Consider the following 22,889-nt stretch of genomic DNA (forward strand, 5'->3'; position numbering starts at 1 on the left):
TGGCCGGGCGCAGTATCTCTCACGCCGGCAGCTTGGCGATTACCTTGATCTCGAAATCGAAACCGGCCAGCCAGGTCACGCCGAGGGCGGTAACGGTCGGGTAGGGGGCCTGGCCCCAGTATTCGGCCGCGACTTCCCAGATGGTCTCGAACTGAGCGTGCGGATCGAGCATGAACAGAGTGGTATCGACTACGTCATCGAAGCTGCTGCCGGCCTCGGCCAGAATCGCATTGAGGTTGGCGAAGGCCAGGCGTACCTGGGCTCGCAGATCCGGCTCCGGTGAGCCGTCCTTACGGCTGCCGACCTGACCGGAGACGAACAGAAAGCCGTTGCTGCGAATCGCCGGAGAATAGCGGTGAAGCTCGTACAGCGCATGGCGCTCGGCCGGGAAAACCACATCACGTTTGTTGCTCATTGCCTGCCTCCATCCGAACCCGTTTGGGCCGTGGTGAATGATGGAGCCACTTTAGGAAGAGCCCTGACCGGGATAAACACGCACCTCGGGTCATGACTGTTTGTAGAATCCAAACAATCCAGCAGCAAAAGAGAAACCCGAGATGGATCGTTTCGATGCAATGCAGGCGTTCGCCCGTGTGGTGGAGACCGGCAGCTTCACCAAGGCGGCCGAAACGTTGCACATCAATCGCAGCAGCGTGACGCAGCTCGTCCAGCAACTGGAGGCGCGCCTGCGTGTGCGCCTGCTCAACCGCACCACGCGCAAGGTCAATGTCACCGCCGATGGCGCCGTCTACTACGAGCGGGTGGTGCGCCTGCTGGCCGAGCTGGACGATGCCGAGACCAGCCTGTCCAGCGCAGCTCTGGCCCCGCGTGGGCGGCTGCGCGTGGATGTGCCCAGCCCCTTCGCGCGCCTGCTGCTGATCCCGGCATTGCCGGCCTTCTACGCGCGCTATCCGGAAATCCAGCTAACCCTGGGGGTGAGCGATCGCATCGTTGACATCATCGGTGAGAACGTCGATTGCGTGGTGCGCGGCGGCGAGATCACCGATCAATCGCTGATCGCCCGGCACGTGGGCGATCTGCAGCTTGGCATCTATGCCACGCCGGGCTATCTGCAACGCAGCGGCATGCCGCTGCATCCGCGCGAGCTGGAGGACGCCGGGCACAGCACCGTGGGCTTTCTCTGGTCGCGCACGGGCAAGGTCTTGCCCTATGCGATGCAGCGCGGGGAGGAGCGTGTCGAGAGCCAGGGCCGGCCGCTGCTCACCGTCGACGATGGCAATGCCTATCTGGCGGCGGGGCTGGCAGGACTGGGCATGCTCTGGCTCCCGGACTACATGGCCAAGCCGCATCTGGCCAGTGGCGAACTGGTGCCTCTGTTCGAGGATTGGCAGATGGCGCCTATGCCCATGTACCTGGCCTTCCCGCCGAACCGCCATGTCAGTGCCAAGCTGCGGGTGTTCATCGACTGGATCGTGGCGCTGCTGGCCGAGCATGCGCCGGTAGCGCCACGGCCTTTGAGCGCTTGAGGCCTTACTCTGCTTTGCCGACGCTCGATTCACTGGCGGTACCCAGTGAGGTATAGCCAGGCCATTGTCTGAGTAGCGTTTCGACGAACTGTTCGGCCGCCGGTGACAGCGACGAGCCACGGCGCCGTACCAGGCCCAGGGTACGGCTGATCACCGGATCGACCAGCGGCCGTCTGACCAGTATCGGATGATCCTCGGCGGGCATGGCCAGGCTAGGCAGGGCGGCGATGCCCAGGCCGGCTTCGACCATGCCCAGTGAGGTCGACAGGTGCTGCACCTCGTAGAACCAGCTCGGGCGCCAGTCCAGATGGGCCAGGCCATGGTCGAGCAGCACCCGGTTGCCGCTGAGGCGGCCGACGCCGATCAGGCGATAGTCGCTCAGTTCGCGCCAGGCCACTTCCGACTGTTTGGCCAGGGGGTGGTCGCGCCGGCAGGCCAGTACGAAGGGCTCGTTGACCAGCGGGGTGAAGTCGATTTCCGCACTCTGGCCGCTCTGCATGTTGATGCCGAAATCCGCTTCGCCACGGATCACCGCCTCCAGCCCTTCATGGGCGCTGAGGTCGAGGATGCGGATGCGGATCTTCGGATACTGCAGGTTGAAGGCGCGAATCACCGTGGGCAGGAAGTAGAACGCGGCGGTCGGGATGCAGGCCAGGGTGACCTGGCCGGACTGGCGCTCGGCCAGCTCGCGAATGCCGAGGATGGAGCGCTCGAAATCGTCCAGCAGGCGCTGCGCCTTGGGCAGGAAGTCGCGGCCAACGGCGGTCAGGCTGACGCGCCGGGTGGTGCGATCGAGCAATTGCGTGCCCAGGCTCTCTTCGAGCTTCTGCATGCGCCGGGTCAGCGCAGGCTGAGACAGATGGATGGCGTTGGCGGCTTCGTGAAAGTTGCCGAATTCGGCGATTTTCACGAAAGCACGGATATCCTGGAGTTCGTAATTCATGCGTGCTCGTTATTAGTCTTCTTTATTTTTGCCTGAAATTTACCAATGAACCCTAGTCATTTCGCTTGTGGCTGGCAAGTCAGAACACTTGGCTGATGCATTAATGCATATATCGGAATAAATATCGAAATATATGCATTTTACAGAAGAAACTTGGCCTCTTCATAATCAACGCAAAGCAACAATCGCCAGTTTTAATGCGCTGGAGGCATCATGCGGACAGTACCTTGCGTACTCATGCGAGGCGGCACCTCGAAAGGGCCGGTATTCCTGGCCAATCACTTGCCCAGTGACCCGCTGCAACGCGACGAGCTGCTGATCAATCTCATGGGGTCGGGCCATGAGCTGGAGATCGATGGCATCGGCGGTGGCAGCCCGCAGACCAGCAAGGTGGCGATCGTCAGCCGCTCACCTCATCCGGATGCCGATGTCGATTACCTGTTTGTGCAGGTCATGGTCACTCAGCGCCGTGTCGACACCGCCCCCAACTGCGGCAACATGCTCTGCGCCATCGGCCCGTTCGCCATCGAGCATGGGCTGGTCAACGCCAGCTCGCCGATGACCCGTGTGCGTATCCGCAACCTCAACACCAACACCTTCGTCGACTCCGACGTGATGACGCCCAATGGCCGTGTGCGTTACGACGGCGATACCGCCATCGATGGCGTGCCCGGCACCGCCGCGCCGATCCAGCTGACCTTTCTCAACGCTGCAGGTGCCAAGACCGGCAGCCTGTTGCCCACCGGCCGCAGCCGTGACCATTTCGACGGGGTAGAGGCCACCTGCATCGACATGGCCATGCCCATGGTGCTGCTGCATGCCGAGGCACTGGGCAAGACCGGTTACGAGTCGCCGGCCGAGCTGGACGCCGATACGGCATTCCTCCAGCGCCTGGAGCGCATCCGTCTGCAAGCCGGTCTGGCCATGGGCCTGGGTGATGTTTCGCAGATGGTGATTCCCAAGCCGGTGCTGCTGGCGCCGGCACGCCATGGCGGCACCCTCGGCGTGCGCTATTTCATGCCGCACAACTGCCACCGTTCGGTCGCCGCCACCGGCGCCATCGGTCTGGCGACCGCCTGTGCGGTGCCCGGCAGCGTCGCCCAGGACATCGCGCCTATCGCTGGCGAAGCGCTGGTACGCCTGGAGCATCCCGGCGGGCAGATCGAAGTCTCTCTGCAACCTGCCGCTGACGGGCAGCCACAGAACATGCGCGCCTCGCTGGTGCGCACCGCACGCCGGCTGTTCTCCGGCGAGGTTTACATCCCGCTCAGTCGCCGAACGGGTACCTGACACCGCTTCACTCACCACCACATCAAGGGCTTGAACACAATGACAAGAAAGACCCTACTGACGCTGACCACTTGCGGTGTGTCGGCACTGTCGCTGCCCAGTCTGCAGGCGGCCGGCTTCATCGAGGACAGCAAGGCCAGCCTGGAACTGCGCAACTTCTACCTCAACCGTGACTTCCGTCAGTTCCCAGGGCAGAACAAACGCGAGGAGTGGGCGCAGGGCTTCATTCTCAATCTGCAGTCCGGTTTCACCGAGGGCACCGTGGGCTTCGGCGTCGATGCCATCGGCATGCTCGGCCTGAAGCTGGATTCCTCGAAGGCTCGCAGCGGCACCGACCTGTTGCCGCGCGACAGCAAGAACCGCCCCGAGGACGATTACAGCAAGTTGGGCGTGACCGCCAAGGTGCGCTTCGCCGAGAGCCAACTGCGTGTCGGTACGCTGATGCCGAAGATGCCCTACCTGCAGTTCAGCAATTCGCGCCTGTTGCCGCAGGTATACGAAGGCTGGCAGTTGCAGAGCAAGGATCTCGAGCGCGCCACCTTCACCCTGGGTGAAATCAACCGGGTGGTACAGCGCGACGAGTCCGGTTCGGCCAAACTCGCCCTGAACAACAAGAACGGCCGTTTCGGTGGCAGCCCGGAAAGTGACGACCTGCGTTTCGGCGGTGTCGACTATGCGATCAATCCGCAGTTGCTGGTCAGCTACCACCATGCCGAGCTGAGGGATGTCTACCGTCAGCATTTCGCGGGCGTGCAGCACACCCTGGCGCTGGGCCCAGGCAAGCTGAAGAGCGATCTGCGCTACTTCAACAACGCCGAGGCAGGGCAGGAGCGGGCCGGCAAGATCGACAACCAGGCGCTCAATGGCATGTTCACCTACAGCCTTGCCGGTCATGCGCTGGGGCTTGGCTACCAGAAGATGCGTGGCGATGATGCCTTCACCTATGTCGATGGGGCCACGCCGTATCTGACCAACTTCGTGCAGATCAACGACTTCGCCGGGCCTGACGAGCGCTCCTGGCAACTGCGCTACGACTTCGATTTCGCCAGCGTCGGCGTGCCGGGCCTGAAGTTCATGACCCGCTATGTGCGTGGCGACCAGGTCGACCTCGCCGCCGGCGAAGGTCAGGAATGGGAGCGTGATACCGATATCGCCTACACCTTCGGCCAGGGTGCGCTGAAGAACCTGACCCTGACCTGGCGTAATGCCACCTATCGCTCCAGCTTCGTCCGTGATCTGGACGAGAATCGCCTGATCCTGAGCTACATCGTGCCGCTGTGGTAACCCAGCGCCCTTGCCTACAAATCTAATAAGAGGAACCCACCATGATCCCCCGTTCCATCCGCCGTATCCTGCCGCTTTCCCTTGCCGCTCTGCTGGCCAGTGCCTCTGCGCTGGGCAACGAACCGGCGCGTCCGGAATGCATCGCCCCGAGCAAACCGGGTGGTGGCTTCGACCTGACCTGCAAGCTGGCCCAGGCCGGTTTCAAGGACGAAGGCCTGCTCGAGTCGCCCATGCGTGTGACCTACATGCCCGGCGGTATCGGCGCCGTGGCCTACAACTCGATTGCCGCCAACCGCCGTGCCGAGCCGGGCACGCTGGTGGCCTTTTCCGGTGCCTCGTTGCTCAACCTGGCCCTGGGCAAGTACGGCCGTTTCGATGAGAACGCGGTGAAGTGGCTGGCGGTGATCGGCAACGACTACGGCACCCTGGCCGTGCGCGACGACTCGCCCTACAAGAATCTCGACGACGTGGTGCAGGCGCTGAAGAAGGATCCCAAGAGCATCATCGTCGGCGGTGGCGGCAGCATCGGCGGGCAGGGCTGGATGAAGATCGCGCTGTTGGCCCGAGCTGCCGGTGTCAATCCGCGTGACCTGCGTTATGCCGCGTTTGAAGGTGGTGCCGAGCACTATATGGCACTGATGGGCGGGCATGTCGACCTGGTTACCGGTAGTGCCAGCGAGATCCGCGCGCAGAAGGGCAACAAGATCCGTACCCTGGCGGTGTTCAGCGAGAAGCGCCTGGACGGCGATCTGGCCTCGATCCCCACCGCGCGTGAGCAGGGTTACGAGATTCAGTGGCCGCTGATCCGTGGCTACTTCCTCGGCCCGGATGTGAAGGACGAAGACGTGGCCTGGTGGCACGCGCAGTTCGACAAGCTCAACGCCTCCAAGGATTTCCAGGCCTACCTGGCTGATCGTGATGTGTTGCCCGACTACGTGACCGGCCCGGCGCTGGAGACGCTGGTCAAGGCGCAGGTACAGGAATACCGCAAGCTGGGCGAAGAATTCGGCCTGGTTGAGTGATAGTCCCATGCGCCGCCTGTGGGCGGCGCATCGCTGCGGAGCAACACCATGCATGATCGTATCTTTGCAGGGGTCACCTTGCTGCTTTGCTGTGTGCTGGCCGTTCTGGCCTGGGGCTACAGCGCACCTTTTTCCTATGAACCGGTCGGGCCGAAAGCCTTCCCATTGCTGCTGCTGTTGCTGATCGCCCTCGGCTGCGTGCAACTGCTGCTCAAGCCGCCTGCGCCTGCCGAAGGCGAGGAGCCGCCGCTCAATCGGGCGGTGCTGGTCAAGTCACTGACCTTCCTCGGCCTGATGCTCGGTTACGCCATGCTGTTCGAGACCCTCGGCTTCATTCTCGCCAGCCTGCTGTTCGGCATGGGCATGGCGCGCCTGTATGGCGGGCGCTGGCCCCACAGCCTGATCAGTGGCGTGGTACTCGCCATCGGCCTGTACCTGCTGTTCGACAAAGCCCTGGCGGTACCGCTACCGCTCGGCATTCTCGCGAATCTGGAGAGCTGACCCATGGAAACGCTCGGTTATCTCAGCCATGGCTTTGGCGTGGCGTTGAGTCCTTACAATCTGCTCACCGCCTTGTGCGGAACCCTGATCGGGACGGTGGTCGGCCTGCTGCCGGGGCTTGGCCCGATCAACGGCGTGGCGCTGCTGATTCCCGTGGCCTTCGCCCTCGGCCTGCCGCCGGAAACGGCGTTGATCCTGCTCGCAGCGGTCTATCTGGGCTGCGAGTACGGCGGCCGTATCTCCTCGATCCTGCTCAACATTCCGGGTGAGGCGTCCGCCGTGATGACCACCCTGGACGGTTACCCCCTAGCCCGTCAGGGGCAGGCTGGCGTGGCCCTGTCGCTGTCGGCCTGGAGTTCGTTCATCGGTGGTCTGATCGCCACCGTCGGCGTGGTGCTGTTCGCGCCCCTGCTGGCGAAATGGGCGGTGGCCTTCGGCCCGGCCGAATACTTCGTGCTGATGGTCTTTGCCATTACCTGCCTGGCTGGGATGGCCGGCAGCAAACCGTTGAAGACCGGCGTGGCTGCGCTGATCGGCCTGCTGTTGTCATGCGTGGGCATCGACGCCAACAGCGGCGTCTATCGCTTCACCTTCGGCAGCCTGGGGCTGGCCGACGGGATTCAGTTCGTGGTGCTGGTGCTGGGGCTGTTCTCGGTCAGTGAGTTGCTGGTGCTGCTCGAGCGTACCCACCACGGGCAGAAGGCGATCAAGGCCAGCGGCCGCATGTTGTTCACCCTGAAAGAAGGTGGTTACGTGCTGGCTACCAACCTGCGCAGTGGTGTGGTCGGCTTCGTCCTCGGCGTGTTGCCGGGTGCCGGCGCAACACTGGCCAGTGCGGTGTCGTACATGAGCGAGAAGCGCATGGCGGTCAAGGACAACAGGTTCGGCAATGGCGACCTGCGCGGCCTGGCCGCACCGGAAACGGCCAACAGCGCTGCCGCCTGCGGTTCCATGGTGCCGATGCTGACCCTCGGTGTGCCGGGCTCGGGCACCACCGCGGTGATGCTTGGTGCCCTGACGCTGTACAACATCACCCCGGGGCCGTTGCTGTTCCAGCACCAGCCGGACATCGTCTGGGGCCTGATCGCCTCGCTGTTCGTCGCCAACATCATGCTGATCGTGATGAACGTGCCGATGATCAAGATCTTCACCAAGGTGCTCGCCGTGCCTTACTGGGCGCTGGTGCCGGCGGTGGCGATCATCACTGCCATCGGCGTGTACGCGGTACACGCGACCACCTTCGACCTCTATCTGATGATCGCCATCGGTCTGTTCGGCTACGTGTTACGCAAGCTGGATTTCCCCCTGTCGGCGATTCTGCTGGGGTTCATCCTGGGCGGGATGATGGAGCAGAACCTGCGCCGGGCGCTGTCGCTGTCCAGCGGTGATGTCGGTATCCTCTTCGCCAGCCCGATCACCTGGGTGGTCTGGGCGCTGGTGGCAGTGATGGTGGTGCTGCCGTTCTGGCGTGCCTGGCGTGCGCGTCGTGAGCAGAAGGCCGGCGTCGCCAGCGCCGCCTGATACCGCTAGAGGAAAGTCGCATGCGTATCGTGATACCCGATGACTATCAGCGCGTCGTGCAGGGGCTCGAGTGTTTCAGCCTGCTGGAGGGCTTCGATGTCCGCGTGTATCACGATGCCGTCAGTGACGTGGACGTGCTGGCCGAGCGCTTCGCCGAGGCCGACGCGCTGGTGCTGACCCGTGAGCGCACGCGCCTCGATGCCGCGCTGTTGCAGCGCCTGCCCAGGCTCAAGCTGATCAGCCAGACCGGGCGGGCAGGGCCGCATCTCGATCTGGAAGCCTGTCGCGAGCGTGGTGTGACGGTTGCCGAAGGCACCGGCTCGCCGATTGCCGCCGCCGAGCTGACTTGGGCGCTGATCCTCAATGCCCGGCGCGGGTTGCGTGAGGCCATGAACGGTCTGTACGCCGGGCAGTGGCAGGTCAACCTGGGCCAACGCCTGTACGGCCAGACGCTGGGCATCTGGGGCTACGGCAGGATCGGCCAGCGCCTGGCGCGCTATGCGCGGGCCTTCGAGATGCCGGTGCTGGTGTGGGGCAGCGAGGCGTCGCGCCAGGCGGCAGTGGCCGATGGTCATGAGGCCGCGCCGACGCGTGAGGCCTTCTTCGCGCAGGCCGATATCGTCAGCCTGCATCTGCGTCTGGTCGAGGCCACGCGGTATTGCGTGAGCGCTGCCGACCTGGCGCGGATGAAGCCTGATGCATTGCTGGTCAACAGCAGCCGCGCCGAGCTGATCGCACCGGGGGCGCTGCTCGAAGCGTTGGAACGTGGTCGGCCCGGCCAGGCGGCGCTGGACGTATTCGAGCAGGAGCCGATCCTGCAGGCCGACCATCCGCTGCTCACTCACCCGCGAGTGCTCTGCACGCCGCATCTGGGCTATGTCGAGAAGCACAGCTACGAGGCCTATTTCGGCGAGGCCTTCGCCAATGTGCGGGCGTTCTATCAGGCGCTCACGAAACAGTAGTGGGGCAACTGCTTCGCTCGGCGAGTTGCAGCGTTCAGCCCAGCAGTTCGTCGAGAATGCTCAGGTTGAAATGCCGCTGCAGGGTCACGGCGAAGAACTGCTCGGCGATCTCCGGAATCTCGGCATAGAGCTGCAGCACCCCGGCCTGCAGCTCGTCCTGCACCACCACCGCCGGTAACAGCGCCATGTCGCCGGAGTCGCGGGCCAGCAGACGCAGCATGGCCATGTCGTCCACTTCGGCGCAGATGTCCGGGCGCAGGCCATGGCTGTCGCAGAACAGCTCGAACTGGCTGCGAATGTCGCTGCTGCGTCCCGGCACGATCAGGCGCGCCTGTTGCAGGTCGCGGTACAGGTCGAAGCTGGCGCTGCGTGGCGGGCCGACCAGGCACACGCTCTGTCTATCCAGTAAGCGGCAGCGCCAGGAGCGCTGGGCGTCGCTGCTCACCGCCTGGTTGCTCAGCACCACGTCCAGCTTGTGCAGGGCCAGACGCTCCAGCAACTCCCCGAGGCTGCCGGATTCCAGGGTGACGCGCAGTTCGCGGCGGCCGAGGAAAGGGCGCAGCAGGTTCTCCTGAAAGTTACGCGACAGCGTGGCCACGGCGCCGATGCGCAGCCGCTGGTTGGCCTGCAGCGCGCCCTGCAGGGTCATCTGCAGCTCGCTGCCGAGGGCGAAGATGCTGTCGGCATAATCCAGCACCAGTTGCCCGGCTTCGGTCAGCAGCAGGTTGCGCCCGGAGCGGATGAACAGGGCGTGACCGAGCTGCTCCTCGAGCGCGCGGATCTGCGTCGACAGCGCCGACTGGGCGACGTGCAGGGATTGAGCGGCGCGGGTCAGGTTACCTTCCTTGGCCACGGCCCAGAAATAATGCAGGTGATGGAAATTCAGGCGGCGCATCTTTTGTTCTCTAAAAAAGAATGTTCAATTCTTATCAATCTATTTTAAATAAAAAAAGTGCTAACGGAGACTAGAGCCATCTTCTCGCTTCGGAGATTGCTCATGCTCCCGCTTTATTCTGAACTGGCCACCTGGCTGCCCTGGTTGTACGCCCTGGCGCTGCTGCCCGTGGCACTGTGGCCGCAACGGCAGGGCAGCCGTCTGTGGCTGCCGGGGCGTCTGGCCGGTGCGGCAGGCTTCGCACTGGTACTGGCCGCGCTGTTACAGGCTGGACTCGATGACCAGCCCGCCGACCGCCTGGGGCTAGCCATGGCCACGCTGATCAGCCTGCTGGCCTGGGTGATCATCGAGTTCTCCGCTCGCTACCTGCAAGGCGAACCCGGTCAGCGTCGCTATCTGCTAGCGCTGCTGGGCACCCTGGCAGCCGTGGCCATGGTGGTCACCAGCCGCGATCTGTACCTGCTGGTGGCGGCCTGGATCGTCTCCAGCCTGTGCCTGCATCAACTGCTGACCTTCTACCCCGATCGGCCTCAGGCGCAGGTGGCGGCGCACAAGAAATTCCTCGCCAGCCGCCTGGCCGATGTCTGCCTGCTGCTGGCCAGCGTGCTGCTGGTACGGGCAGCGGGCAGCAGTGAACTGGCAGCGATTCTCGAACAGGTGACGGCGCGCCTGCAGCCGGGCGGGGCCCTGGGCTGGGATCTGCAACTGGCCGCCGTGCTGCTGGTGCTGGCGGTGATTCTCAAGTCCGCGCAGTTGCCGGTGCATGGCTGGCTGATCCAGGTGATGGAGGCGCCGACGCCGGTATCCGCCTTGTTGCATGCCGGGGTGGTCAACCTGGGTGGCTTCGTCCTGCTGCGTTTCGCTCCCTTGCTTTCGGCCGTGCCGCTGGCACAGACGCTGCTGGTACTGATCGGCGGCCTGACCGCCGTGCTCGCGGCGCTGGTGATGATGACCCGCATCAGCATCAAGGTGCGTCTGGCCTGGTCGACCTGCGCGCAGATGGGCTTCATGCTGCTGGAATGCGGTTTGGGCCTCTACGAACTGGCGTTGGTGCACCTGCTGGCACACTCGCTGTACAAGGCGCATGCCTTCCTGGCCTCCGGCGAGACGGTGCTGCAGGTGCGTCAGCAGGCGCTGCAGCCGTCTCGCCCGGCGCCGGGCCTGGCTGCCTTGCTGCTGGCGCTGGTGCTGGCAGCGCTGGCCGTGATCGGGCTCGATCAGGCATGGCGGCATTTCGTGCCGGCGCACCCGCTGCCGCTGGAGGCGCTGATCATTCTCGCCGTGGGCCTGGCCCCCTGGTGCCTGCGCCGTGGCCATGCGCTGCATGCCGGGTCGATGCTGGTGGCACTGATGGGCCTGTACCTGCTCTGGCACCTGGCGGCGAGCTGGATTCTTGACCTAGGCCCGCAACTGCCAGGTGCGCCGCTGGCCCTGAGCCTGTTGGCCCTGAGCTTGTTCCTCGCCCTCTACCTGCTGCAGGCCTGGATAGTCGCGAGGCCGCAAGGGGCGCTGGCGCGGCGCCTGTATCCGGCCGCATTCGCCGGCTTCTTCCTCGATGAACATTTCACCCGCCTGACCTTTCGCCTGTGGCCGGTACGCCCGCCGCAAGCCACCGTATCCGTCAACGGAGAGCGCCCATGACCGCCATCGAATATTTCGCCGTGATCGACCGCGACACCCTGCATGCCGCTGCCAACCGGGCCTGCGAGCGTATCGCCCCGACCTGGCCGCTGGATCGCATGATCGCCGTCAGCCCCCTGTGGGAGCGGCGCCAGCAGCACTGGGGCGAGGTGGCCGAGCAGCTCTGGCGCCGTGTAGGCAGTCGCCTGACCCTGAAGCCCGAGGACTATCGCCAGGCCTGGGCCAATGGGCAGATCGGCGAACGTCATCTGCAGCAGGTGCTGGCCGACAACCCCCAGGGCCTGACGGTCGCGGATCTGTTGCAGGCCTTGCACGCAGTCCACGAGGAAGCTCGCAGCCTGCCGCTGCTGGAGGACATGACCGACGCCGAGATCGCCTTGCCGGGCTGGCCGACGCTGATCACCCAACAGATCGGCCAGTGCTGCGCCGCCTGGTTCGACGAGGCGCAGGCCGACTGGCATCCGCATCGCCAGGACGGTCTGTACCAGGCCTGGCGCCAGGCCATGCAGGATGACCGCGGCCTCAGCGTGCTCAGTGCCTGCCCTGAGCTGGGCGCGCGCATCGCCAAGCTGCCACCACAGCCACAGGCGGCACTGGAAAGCGTGGTGCAGCACCTCGGGCTCGGTGTCGACGAGCTGGATGAATGGTTCGACTGCCTGCTGCTGCGCAGCCTGGGCTGGGCTTCCTGGTGCGCCTACCGGCGCTGGCAGGCGCGCCTGTCCGGTGGCGACGATGCCACGCTGCTCGACCTGCTGGCCATACGCGCGTCCTGGGAATGGCTGGTGGACGACCACCAGCGCGGCGCCGGCAGCCGCTGGAGCGCCTGGCGTCAGGCCTGGCAACTGGCGCGTGGTCGCCGGCCATCAGCCACCTGGCAGGCATTGCAGCTCTGGCAGCGTGCCGAGGAGTTGGCCTGGCAGGAGCACCTGCAGCAGCTTCTGTGCGGCCACGGCGAGGAACCTGCTCCCGAGGCTCCGCTGGCCAGGGTCTACTTCTGCATCGACGTGCGCTCCGAGCCGCTGCGGCGAGCCCTGGAAGCGGTTTGCCCGCAGGTGCAGACCGGCGGTTTCGCCGGCTTCTTCGGCCTGCCCATCGCCTATACCCCGCTGGGCACGGCGGCCACGCGCCCGCAATTGCCGGGCTTGCTGGCGCCGCAACTGGCGGTCAGCGACAGTTGCGGCGATGCCGACTGCGACGCCAAGCTGGCCGGACGGCGCCAGGCGCGTTTGGGCCGCCAGGGTGGCTGGCGCCTGTTCGGGCGTTTGCCGGCCTCGGCCTTCACCCTGGTCGAGTCCATCGGCCTGGGGCATGCCGCCGCGCTGCTTGGTCACACCGGTGGGCTGCTGCGGGGCCATACCCCGGCCGAGCGCGTGGCCTTGAAGGCCAGTGAATGGCAGCGCTTGCAACCGGTACTGGCGCCCCTGGCCGATGAGCAGCGGGTACAACTGGCGGCGCGCATTCTGCGGGCGATGAGCCTGACGCGGGATTTCCCGCCGCTGATCCTGTTGCTCGGCCATGGCAGCCAGAGTGCCAACAACCCCCAGGCGGCCGGGCTGGATTGCGGCGCCTGCTGCGGCCAGAGCGGCGAGGTCAATGCGCGCGTGCTGGCCGAATTGCTCAATGACCCGCAGGTGCGCCAGGGGCTGGTCGTGCAGGGCATCGAGCTGCCGGCTGATTGCCATGTGCTGGCCGGCTTGCACAACACCACCACCGACGAGGTGCAGGTGTTCGCCAGCGAACGCTTGCCGTCAGCCTTCACTGCGCACTGGCAGCGTCTGCGCGAAGCGCTGGATGCCGCTGCGGTCAAGGTACGCCAGAGCCGCGCTAGCCAGCTCGGCCTCGAACACCTGGGCCAACGCCCCGCACGCCTGCTGACGGCGCTACGTCGGCGCGCCAATGACTGGGCACAGACCCGCCCGGAGTGGGGCCTAGCCGGCAATGCCGCGTTCATCGTCGCGCCGCGTGCGCGCAGTCGCGGCCTCGACCTGCAGGGCAGGGCCTTCCTGCATGACTACGACTGGCGTGCGGACGAGGGCGGCAAAGCGCTGGAGCAGATCATGACCGCGCCCATGCTGGTGACGCACTGGATCAACCTGCAGTACCTGACCTCGACCACCGACAACCTGCGCTTCGGCAGTGGCAACAAGGTGCTGCACAACGTGGTGGGTGGGCATATCGGCGTGTTCGAGGGCAACGGTGGCGACCTGCGCATCGGCCTGGCGCGGCAATCGCTGCACGATGGTCAGCGCTGGGTGCATCGGCCAGTACGCCTGAGCGTGGTGATCGCTGCGCCGCGCGCGATGATCGATCAGGTGATCGCCGAGCATCAGGTGGTGCGTGAGCTGGTGGAGAACGCTTGGCTGTATCTGTTGCAACTGGACGACCAGCCCGGCGCCCCTCTGCAGCTACGCGATGCACGAGGCTGGCGCCCGCTGACGGCGGGATGAGCCGTCAGGCTGGATTACTGGGTGGTGGCCCGTTGCAGGCGCTCGTGCACCGCGGCCCAGGCCGCGCCCGTTGGCGGCAGGGCGATATGCAGGTGGCGCAGGGCCATGGCGTCGAGCTGGTAGAGGGCGGCGTACAGGCCGGCGGCGTAACGTTCCGGGTCGGCGCTGAGGTCGATGGCAGGACCTTGGCTCGGGCGCGCCTGGCCGCACCAGATCCAGCCGCAGTCGGGGGCATCCAGCGCCGCTTCGGGCACCTCGACGAAGGTGCTGGCCTGGGTGCCCGGTGCATAGTGGCGGCGGTGCTGGCCTGGGGCACGCAGGCCGCCGTCGCGGGTTTCCAGGTCTTGCCCGAGCACCTGCTGCAGGCGCTGCTGGTCGAGCATACCGTGGCGCAGCAGGCGCGGGGCGTCACCGGGCAGCAGGGCGACGATGCTCGATTCCAGGCCCACCTGGCAGGGGCCGCCGTCGAGGATCAGCAACTCGCTGTCTGAGAATTGCTGGGCAACGTGGGCTGCGCTGGTGGGGCTGATGGACATGTAGCGATTGGCCGAGGGCGCCACCAGCCCACTGCCGAAGGCTTGCAGCAGGGCGCGTGCGCCCGGGTGGGCGGGTACGCGCAAGGCGACGCTGTCTTGCCCGGCGGTGACGTTGCGCAGCACTTCGTCACGCGCTGGCAGCACCAGGGTCAGCGGCCCCGGCCAGAAGGCATCCATCAGGGCCTGGGCCTGCGGCGGCACCTGGCTGGCCCAGTCTGTGGCCTGGCCGGCATCGGCCAGGTGGACGATCAGCGGGTTGCTGTCCGGGCGCTGCTTGAGCTGGAACACCTTGGCCACGGCGTCGCCGTTACGGGCGTCGGCGGCCAGGCCGTAGACGGTTTCGGTGGGCATGGCGACCAGCTCGCCGCTCTGTAGCTGCTGCGCGCAGCGCTCGATGTCGTGGGTGATGGTGGGCATGGGTAAAGGTGGCTCGTGGTATTCATCCCGTAGGCAGCGGGCGATTCTAGGGGATTTGTGGGGTAGATGGGCAGTTTCAAGAGCGCCTCTGAGCACTGCCTCGGCTTGGGCTTCCTGCCCCATGCAGTCGTTGTGATCGCAGCGTTAAAAACAGGTTCTTCGGATTTTAGGGGGAGGGCTTGGTTGATAGCGGACTGGCAAGTTTGTTTGTTAGCTCGTATTGGTTCGTTGGGTGTTTTTGGACGCCGCTGCGGTGTATTCAGAAACTCCTTGTTTCGCCCCCTCGGGCGACTCACTTTTCTTTGAACTCGGATTGCCGCCCAGCGCAAAGAAAAGTAAGCAAAAGAAACGCACCCCCGCCATCCGGAACTAGGCGTCCCCGTCATGCTGCGCTCGACTCCCCTCACTCCGGCATTGCTCCGGGGTCGGCTTACAAGGGCCATCCCTGGCCCATTACGCCTCTCGCGGCATCCATGCCGCTCGCCCCCTGCGCAATGCCTGCGTTCGGCCTCCTGAAGGGGGAGTTAGCGCGCCTGAACGAACGGGCATTCCAAAGTATGCTCGGCGTGTTCTAGTGGTTGTGAAATCGCGACTGGACTATCGAGTTAAACCAAAACTTTCATTCGCGTAGTTTCATTCGCTTGAATAGATTGCCGGCTTGCAGCCGGCATTCTGGTCAGCCCTAAGGCTGACCTCATGTTCAAGCACACAGAGTTCCAGAGAGTTACCGCAGGTTCAGGCGCGTGCAGAGCCCGCCCAGGAGGGCGAACGGAATCGTCGTGGAAGAGGTTGAGCGACATGGATGTCGCGACGACTGCATGGATGCAGGAGGTAGAGCGACGCAGGATGCCAAAGCCGAGAGCCGCGATGGGCCATGGATGGCCCTTCGCGGCGGGCCTCTGGAACGGCGATGTAGTGAGCGAACCCTGGCGCAGCCAGGGCCGGATGACCGGGCGGAGGTTTTGGTTACTTTTGCCCCAAAAGTGACTCGCCCGGGAGGGCGAAACCAAAAACATCAACAAAAACGCTGCAATCCGGAACAAGCACCCGAACAACCAACAAGCCAACAACCCACACACAAACTTGCCAGCCCGGCGTGAATCGCTCCGGTGTTTCATAGAACCAGCATCAGTATTGCGCTGGCTGCCTCGCCTAGATTCCTGGAAACGTACTTCAGACACGCGGACGCAATTTCAGCTCCGGCGTTGGTTTCGGCGCGCCCTTGGCCGGATGCAGGGCAGGGCGGCGTTGGCTTTGCGCCTCGATCAGCCTGGCCAGCTCGCGCAGGGCATCCAGTTGCGCCAGGGCCAGCGCCGCCTGGCTCGGGTACTGGCCGTCAGCGTCGGCAGCCAGGTTACCGAGGCCCTGCAGTGCGTAGCTGTGTTTCTCGCGGAAGAAGCGCGCATAGTCCTCGGGCGTCTGCGCCAGGCTGCTGCAGGCGCGTTCCAGGCTGGTGAGCTGCTCGGCGACGCTGGCCAACATCAGGCGCAGGCGAATGCTCTGGTGGTTCTCCCAGTTCATCTTGGTGGCCTGCGCGCCGGCCTGCCAGCAAGCCGGGTCGCCGAAGCGACGGACGAACTCGATGCCGGCCTGGCGGCCGTATTCGGTCAGGCGGGCGATGCGCTCGGGCGGCATGGTCAGGTTCAGGCCGCCTTCCTCGCGGGTCAGCTGGATCAGGCCGATACGGTCGCGAAACCCCGGTAGCAACGACAGGGTCTCGTGGTTCCAGTCCTTGGCCACGTTCATCACGATGCGCAGGAAACCACCCAGGGCGCCGAGGCCGCTGCCGGGGAAGCGCCGCCAGTAGGACAGGCGCGCGTCGTTGTTGCTCGTGGGGAAATGCACGCGCTGGCTGCGGGCGTCCTCGGTGCTGCCCAGGTCGAGGCCGAAGGTGGGCCGGGTCGGCAGGGCCTGGTCGAAGAAGTGAATGGGAAAGTTCGAGGCGATACCGCCATCGGTGAACCAGCAGCGCTCCATGGGTTTGTCTCTGTGCCGGTAGTCGACGGCGTGCAGTGGCACCGCGCTGAGCAGCAGGGGAAAGCTCAGGCTCATGCGCACCGCCACCACCACGGGCAGGTCGTCCGGCAGTGGCAGGCGATACAGGCCGTCACTGCGCTCGCCTTGCTGCTCCGGGCGCTGGCGTGCGCACATCCAGTTGACGACACGCGCGGGGAAGAGAGAGACGAATTCCGAGTGGGAGAAATAGAACTGGTTGTTCTCGCGTACCCGGCCGTCGTTGCCAAAGGGCAGGCGGAAGGGGCGCGCCATGCTGGCGCAGGTGGTCATCATCTGCAGATCGATGCCATGCCGGCGCAGGTCACCGAAGGTCAGGGGACGGGTGCACTGCACTGCCTCGGCTTCGTTCGCGCAGGCCTGGCGCTGGCCGCTGAGGCGGTCGAGGTAGTCGCTCAGCCAGGGGGTCAGCGCTTCACCTGGGGCGATGTCGTCCGAGCTGGACATGCCGCTGCACAGGCCGAAGCCATTGGCTGGCAGTTCGCGGCCGAGCTGGCGCAGCAGGCAGATAGCGACGGCCACCAGGGCTCCGACCAGTGCGCTGAGCAGCAGCCACAACCAGAGCAGCCAGCCATGGTCGCCGAATGCCAGCGGCCATAACGGGCCGCCGCCGAGCAGGGCGCCGAGGCCTGCCGCCAAGCCATAATGACGCAGCACGGCGCGTAGCAGACCGAGGGGCTTGCGCCGGGCATCGAGCATGGCGGTGAAGGTGTCGAACAGACCACGGAGCCTGGGCTGTGGGCGGAACAGTGCCAGCAGCTTGGTGCCCTGGCCGCTCGCCGCCGGCAGGCACAGGTGCCGGGGCAGGCGTTCGATCTCGGCGAAACCTTGCGGATCCTCGCTCAGTTCACCGGCCTGGAAGCGTTGGCGACCGAGTTCCGCTGCGGCCGCGGCTGCGGCGGCGATCGCCCCGGCGCTGGTGCCACCGATGCTGCGCAGGCGAAAGGCCTTGGCGATCTCGCTGATGGCCAGCGGGTAGACGATGCCGCTGGTGATGCCGCCCTTCATGACCAGGTCGCACTCACGGGCGAAAACGGCGGGGCGGCTGGCGTTCATCGGGGCTCCTGAGGCAAGCGCACGGTGGCGGGAGCAGGCATGATAACGCGCGAATAAAGGCTATGTGCCAGCAGCGGTCGATCAGGGCACCTCTAAAAACGTAGGCGAGGCAGCCAGCGCAAGGCAAAAACAGGCGAGAAAGCGCAGTTTACGAGCTGTAAATGAGCATTTGACCGGGCTGGCGTTCCAGCCTGTTTTTAACGCAGCGATGGCAACGCAGGTAGTTTTTAGAGGCGCCCTTCAGTCGCGATAGAACACCTGGATCAGGTGATAGCCGAACTGCGTCTTCACCGGGCCGTGCACCTCGCGCAGGGCCTTCTTGAAGATCACCTGATCCACGGCGCGGACCATCTGCCCGGGGCGCACTTCGCCCAGGTCGCCGCCTTTCTTGCCGGAGGGGCAGGTGGAGTGCTTGCGCGCCAGCACGTCGAAGGCCTCACCGGCAGCGATGCGCTTTTTCAGCGCCGCGGCTTCCGCTTCGGTCTTGACCAGAATGTGGCGGGCCATTGCCTTTGCCATTGATGCAGTCCTCATATTCACCGGGCGCGTATTGTGCCAGCATTCGTTGCGCCAGCAGAATGACGCCAGTTTGCAGCCATGGCTCGCCACTCAGAGGGCGGTCAATCGTGGCTATGGTAATTCAACTGTCTTCACGGGAATGCCGCCATGGATCTCCATGCAATGCTCAAGGTGCTGTCCACCCAGGATGGTTCCGACCTGTACCTCTCCACGGGCGCACCGCCTTGCGCCAAGTTCAATGGCGTGCTCAAGGCGCTCAGCCAGGAGCCCTTGAAGTCCGGCGACGTGGCGGCCATCGCCGAGTCGATCATGGACGGTGCGCAGCGCGAGGAATTCGAGCGCGAATTGGAGATGAACCTGGCGATCTCTCTGCCGGGCGTCGGGCGTTTCCGTATCAACATCTTCAAGCAGCGCAACGAGGTGTCCATCGTCGCGCGCAACATCAAGCTGGACATCCCGCGCTTCGAGGATCTCAAGCTGCCCGAAGTGCTGCTCGACACGGTGATGGAGAAGCGTGGCCTGGTGCTCTTCGTCGGTGGCACCGGCTCGGGCAAGTCGACCTCCCTGGCGGCGCTGATCGACTACCGCAACCGCAACAGCGGCGGCCATATCATCACCATCGAAGACCCGGTGGAGTACGTGCACCGGCACAAGAAGTCGATCATCAACCAGCGCGAAGTTGGGGTGGACACTCGCAGCTTCCATGCCGCGCTGAAGAACACCCTGCGTCAGGCGCCGGACGTGATCCTGATCGGCGAGATCCGTGACCGCGAAACCATGGAGCACGCCCTGGCCTTCGCCGACACCGGCCACCTGGCCATTTCCACCCTGCATGCCAACAACGCCAACCAGGCGCTGGATCGCATCATCAATTTCTTCCCCGAAGAACGTCGTCCGCAACTGCTCAACGATCTGGGCAACAACCTCAAGGCGTTCGTCTCCCAGCGCCTGGTCAAGACCGCCGATGGCAAGCGTCGCGCCGCCGTGGAGGTGATGCTGGGCACGCCGACGGTGCGCGATCTGATCAAGCGCAACGAGTTCTCCGAGCTCAAGGAAATCATGGAGAAGTCGAAGAACCTGGGCATGCAGACCTTCGATCAGGCGTTGATCGACCTGGTGCACGAAGGTGCCATCGACGAGGAAGAGGCGGTGAAGAATGCCGACTCGGCGAACAACGTGCGCCTCAAGCTCAAGCTGCACCGCGACAATCCAGCCAATGCCAAGCCGGCGCCTGTCGCCGCTGCACCCGCGGCGCCTGCGAAAGCGGCAGCAGCCAGTGAGTGGGAGCTGAAGCTGGAGGAGATCGAGCAGGAGCAGCCCCCGGAAGATCCGGGGCGCCACGGCATCTAGGGGTAGAGGGGCGCAGGCAGATAGGCCTGGCGCAAGCGCTGGCTGACGCCTTCCGCTTCCAGCTCCAGCACTGCCGTTCGCAGTTCGGCGATTAGCTGCGGGTCGCACAGCCTGGAGCAGGCCAGGTAGAGGTCGGTTCTTGCCAGCGCCGGGCTCATCTGCAGATCGTTCTGGCGTTCACTGGATTTGTTCCAGATGTATAGCGCTTCCGGTATGCCGGTGAACCAGGCATCGATGCGTCCCAGTTCAAGCAGGCGCGCCGGATTCTCGCCCAGTTTGAGCTGCACCACCTGGCTGTCCGCGAAGCCCTCGCGCCGCAGTATCTCCACCTGCGCCGTGCCCAGGCCGACGCCGATGCGGCTATAGCGCTGGCGGGCCTCGGCGAAGCTGTGCACGGGGGTGTCCAGGCTGAAGAAGGCCCGCTCCAGCGGCATGATCGGGGCGATCCAGCTATAGCGTTCTTCCCGATCCGGCGTGCGCGACAGCGGGATGATCAGCAGATCCTCGCCATCGGCGACACTGGCCTGTGCTCTGGGCCAGGGCTCGTCCATGAGTTGGCTCAGCCGGCCACTACGGGCGATGGCCGCCAGCGCCACATCACCCACCATGCCATAGCCACCCTGATATTCGTGCAGGGTCAGCGGCGGGGCGTCGGGCATGTAGAGCAGCACCGTCTCTCCCGCGGCCAGGTAGCGGGGCAGCAGCAACAGGGCAAGCAGGCAGAAGATGATGGGCACGGCCGACATCCACGGGCTTGGATGAGGAAAGTATAGAGCCTGCTGCCGATGTCGACCTGCGACAACCGATGCCGCCCGCTCCAACCATGAGTGGCGCCGCGTGACGCATATGGGCGCAATGATCCTGGACACCGAGAATGTCCAGGGCGCAGGCCGCCTGATGCTCTTTCATCTAGTTCTGCAGTTCTGGCACATCACGATATAACGCTAGCGCCTGGGGGTTGGCCAGGGCATCGGTGTTCTTTACCGGGCGGCCATGAACCACATTGCGCACCGCCAGTTCGACGATCTTGCCGCTGAGGGTTCGGGGGATATCGGCAATCTGGACGATCTTTGCCGGCACGTGGCGTGGGCTGGTGTTGGCGCGGATCACCTGGCGGACTTCCTCGCGCAGGGCGTCGTCCAGCGTCACGCCATCACGCAGGCGCACGAACAGCACCACGCGCACATCGCCTTGCCAGTCCTGGCCGATGGCGATGGACTCCAGCACCTGCGGCACCTTTTCCACCTGGCGGTAGATTTCCGCGGTGCCGATGCGCACGCCGCCCGGATTGAGCACCGCGTCTGAGCGGCCATGGATGACCAGGCCGCCGTGCTCTGTTTCTTCGGCATAGTCGCCGTGGGCCCAGACGCCGGGGAACCTGGCGAAATAGGCATCATGGAATTTCTCGCCGTCTGCGTCGTTCCAGAAGCCCACTGGCATCGAGGGGAAGTGCCGGGCGCAAACCAGTTCGCCCTTTTCTCCCGTCACCGCCTGGGCGCTGTCGTTCCATACCTGCACGTCCATGCCCAGGCCCTTGCACTGCAGTTCGCCGCGCCAGACCGGTAGGGTCGGGTTGCCCAGGGCGAAACAGGAAACGATATCGGTGCCGCCGGAAATCGACGACAGGCACAGGTCGCGCTTTACGTCGCGGTAGACGTAGTCGAAGCTCTCGTGGGCCAGCGGCGAGCCGGTGGAGAGGACGGCTTTTAGGCTGCTCAGCCTATGGCTTTGGCGTGGTTTGACGCCGGCCTTCTCCAGCGCGGCGATGAACTTGGCGCTGGTACCGAAGATGGAGATGTCTTCGGCGTCGATCAGGTCGATCAGCCGTGTTGGCTCGGGCTGGAAGGGTGAGCCGTCGTAGAGCACCAGGGTGGCGCCCAGGGCCAAGCCCGACATCAGCCAGTTCCACATCATCCAGCCGCAGGTGGTGTAGTAGAACAGGGTGTCGCTGGCAGCCAGGTCGGTGTGCAGGCCATGCTCCTTGACGTGCTGCAGCAGGGTGCCGCCGACGCCATGGACGATGCATTTCGGCACGCCGGTGGTGCCGCTGGAGTAGAGGATGTACAGCGGTTGGTCGAAGGCTACCGGGGTGAACTGCGGCGCGCCGCCGGGTTGGTAGAAGTCCTGCCAGAGGCTGACTGGAGCAACTGACGTGTAATCGCTAGGGCTGGCCTCTTCCCGTGAGTAGGGCACGATGATTAGGCGCTCCAGGCTGGGCAGTTGCGCCAAGATTTCGTTGAGCTTGTCGGTCAGGTCGATGGTCTTGCCGGCGTAACGGTAGCCGGCGGCGGCGATCAGCACCTTGGGTTCGATCTGGCCGAAACGGTCGATCACCCCCTGGGTACCGAAATCCGGCGAGCAACTCGACCAGGTGGCGCCCAGGCTGGCGCTGGCGAGCATGCCTACCACGGTCTGCCAGGTGTTGGGCATGAAGGCCGCGACGCGGTCGCCAATACCCACGCCAGCATCGCGCAGGGCACGCTGCAGGCCGGCGACATGGGCGGCCAGTTGCGCATGGCTAAGCTGCTCGCGACTGCCGTCCTCGCCGATGGCCACCAGCGCCGGGTGGCCGTCGCGGCGGCGCAGCAGGTGTTCGGCGAAATTCAGCGTGGCGCTGGGGAACCACTGGGCATCCGGCATCGCCGGGCCTTCGCGCAGCACGCATTCGGCGGGGGCATGGAAAGCAATCTCGAAGAAATCGACTATGGCCTGCCAGAAGGCTTCGCGCTGCTCGACGCTCCAGGCATGCAGGGCCGGGTAGTCGGCCAGTTGCATACCGTGGCGCTGGTTGACAAAACGGCGAAAGGCGTCCATCCGGCTGGCGGCGATACGCTCGGGCGAAGGTGTCCACAGAGGTTGCGGCATGGTGAGTCCTCGTCGTTCTTGTGGGCTTGAGCTTAGTCCGTGCAGGCCTTTGGACTTTAACTCAGACGACCTTTGCTGGCATTGCACCGACCTTTACTACGCGCGCCCGTAGTGCCAGGCGTAGGGTGGATGACGCTTTT

The 22,889-nt window shown here is 64.9% G+C and carries 18 protein-coding genes; 10 read left to right on the forward strand and 8 right to left on the reverse strand.

The window, feature by feature from the left end; translation table 11 throughout:
* Positions 1-19 precede the first annotated feature (19 nt).
* Complete coding sequence (locus PVE35_RS09690) at positions 20-415, reverse strand: RidA family protein (protein ID WP_268177882.1); 396 nt, start codon at positions 413-415, stop codon at positions 20-22.
* 142 nt (positions 416-557) lie between these two features.
* Between PVE35_RS09690 and PVE35_RS09695 the strand changes: the two genes are divergently transcribed.
* Complete coding sequence (locus PVE35_RS09695) at positions 558-1,487, forward strand: LysR family transcriptional regulator (protein ID WP_277374497.1); 930 nt, start codon at positions 558-560, stop codon at positions 1,485-1,487.
* 4 nt (positions 1,488-1,491) lie between these two features.
* Here PVE35_RS09695 and PVE35_RS09700 read toward each other — a convergent pair whose 3' ends face one another.
* The gene (locus PVE35_RS09700) at positions 1,492-2,430 is read right to left on the reverse strand and encodes a LysR family transcriptional regulator (protein WP_268177880.1); all 939 of its coding nucleotides are present in this window, start codon (positions 2,428-2,430) and stop codon (positions 1,492-1,494) included.
* Between the two features lie 213 nt (positions 2,431-2,643).
* On the opposite strand from PVE35_RS09700, the gene PVE35_RS09705 reads away from it, so the two are divergent.
* From PVE35_RS09705 to PVE35_RS09730, 6 genes are read left to right on the forward strand one after another with little or no spacing between them, the layout of a single operon-like run.
* Positions 2,644-3,720, forward strand: a complete 1,077-nt coding sequence (locus PVE35_RS09705) for a 4-oxalomesaconate tautomerase (protein WP_277374498.1) — start codon at positions 2,644-2,646, stop codon at positions 3,718-3,720.
* Between the two features lie 39 nt (positions 3,721-3,759).
* The gene (locus tag PVE35_RS09710; RefSeq protein ID WP_277374499.1) at positions 3,760-5,004 is read left to right on the forward strand and encodes an OprD family porin; all 1,245 of its coding nucleotides are present in this window, start codon (positions 3,760-3,762) and stop codon (positions 5,002-5,004) included.
* Between the two features lie 41 nt (positions 5,005-5,045).
* Positions 5,046-6,026 carry a tripartite tricarboxylate transporter substrate-binding protein gene (locus PVE35_RS09715; RefSeq protein ID WP_277374500.1) on the forward strand — a complete coding sequence of 327 codons (981 nt, stop codon included), beginning with the start codon at positions 5,046-5,048 and terminating at the stop codon, positions 6,024-6,026.
* A 48-nt stretch (positions 6,027-6,074) separates the two neighbouring features.
* Positions 6,075-6,527, forward strand: a complete 453-nt coding sequence (locus tag PVE35_RS09720; protein ID WP_277374501.1) for a tripartite tricarboxylate transporter TctB family protein — start codon at positions 6,075-6,077, stop codon at positions 6,525-6,527.
* A gap of 3 nt (positions 6,528-6,530) precedes the next feature.
* Complete coding sequence (locus PVE35_RS09725) at positions 6,531-8,048, forward strand: tripartite tricarboxylate transporter permease (protein ID WP_268177875.1); 1,518 nt, start codon at positions 6,531-6,533, stop codon at positions 8,046-8,048.
* 20 nt (positions 8,049-8,068) lie between these two features.
* A complete protein-coding gene (locus PVE35_RS09730; RefSeq protein WP_277374502.1) occupies positions 8,069-9,010 on the forward strand; it encodes a D-2-hydroxyacid dehydrogenase family protein in 942 nt (313 codons plus the stop codon).
* 34 nt (positions 9,011-9,044) lie between these two features.
* Here the strand turns inward: PVE35_RS09730 and PVE35_RS09735 are convergent, their stop codons facing one another.
* Complete coding sequence (locus tag PVE35_RS09735; RefSeq protein WP_268177873.1) at positions 9,045-9,905, reverse strand: LysR family transcriptional regulator; 861 nt, start codon at positions 9,903-9,905, stop codon at positions 9,045-9,047.
* A gap of 102 nt (positions 9,906-10,007) precedes the next feature.
* On the opposite strand from PVE35_RS09735, the gene PVE35_RS09740 reads away from it, so the two are divergent.
* Both PVE35_RS09740 and PVE35_RS09745 read left to right on the forward strand, forming a co-directional pair.
* Positions 10,008-11,546, forward strand: coding sequence for an NADH-quinone oxidoreductase subunit L (locus tag PVE35_RS09740; protein ID WP_277374503.1), 1,539 nt, complete (start codon positions 10,008-10,010; stop codon positions 11,544-11,546).
* On the forward strand, positions 11,543-13,993 hold the full coding sequence (locus PVE35_RS09745; protein WP_277374504.1) for a DUF2309 domain-containing protein: 2,451 nt from the start codon (positions 11,543-11,545) through the stop codon (positions 13,991-13,993). The genes PVE35_RS09740 and PVE35_RS09745 overlap by 4 nt, the downstream gene beginning before the upstream one ends.
* Positions 13,994-14,007: 14 nt before the next feature.
* Here PVE35_RS09745 and PVE35_RS09750 read toward each other — a convergent pair whose 3' ends face one another.
* The 3 genes from PVE35_RS09750 to PVE35_RS09760 form a co-directional block, all read right to left on the reverse strand.
* Positions 14,008-14,946 carry an L-threonylcarbamoyladenylate synthase gene (locus PVE35_RS09750; protein WP_277374505.1) on the reverse strand — a complete coding sequence of 313 codons (939 nt, stop codon included), beginning with the start codon at positions 14,944-14,946 and terminating at the stop codon, positions 14,008-14,010.
* Between the two features lie 1,173 nt (positions 14,947-16,119).
* The gene (locus PVE35_RS09755; RefSeq protein ID WP_277374506.1) at positions 16,120-18,015 is read right to left on the reverse strand and encodes a patatin-like phospholipase family protein; all 1,896 of its coding nucleotides are present in this window, start codon (positions 18,013-18,015) and stop codon (positions 16,120-16,122) included.
* A 240-nt stretch (positions 18,016-18,255) separates the two neighbouring features.
* Complete coding sequence (locus tag PVE35_RS09760) at positions 18,256-18,534, reverse strand: peptidylprolyl isomerase (RefSeq protein WP_017362973.1); 279 nt, start codon at positions 18,532-18,534, stop codon at positions 18,256-18,258.
* A gap of 147 nt (positions 18,535-18,681) precedes the next feature.
* Between PVE35_RS09760 and PVE35_RS09765 the strand changes: the two genes are divergently transcribed.
* The gene (locus tag PVE35_RS09765) at positions 18,682-19,884 is read left to right on the forward strand and encodes a PilT/PilU family type 4a pilus ATPase (RefSeq protein WP_277374507.1); all 1,203 of its coding nucleotides are present in this window, start codon (positions 18,682-18,684) and stop codon (positions 19,882-19,884) included.
* Here PVE35_RS09765 and PVE35_RS09770 read toward each other — a convergent pair.
* A complete protein-coding gene (locus PVE35_RS09770; protein WP_268177867.1) occupies positions 19,881-20,630 on the reverse strand; it encodes a transporter substrate-binding domain-containing protein in 750 nt (249 codons plus the stop codon). The two genes, PVE35_RS09765 and PVE35_RS09770, sit on opposite strands and share 4 nt — an antisense overlap.
* Before the next feature lie 163 nt (positions 20,631-20,793).
* Complete coding sequence (locus PVE35_RS09775; protein ID WP_277374508.1) at positions 20,794-22,749, reverse strand: acetoacetate--CoA ligase; 1,956 nt, start codon at positions 22,747-22,749, stop codon at positions 20,794-20,796.
* Positions 22,750-22,889: the final 140 nt, after the last annotated feature.

Source organism: Pseudomonas sp. AA-38 (assembly GCF_029457475.1).
GTDB lineage: Bacteria > Pseudomonadota > Gammaproteobacteria > Pseudomonadales > Pseudomonadaceae > Aquipseudomonas.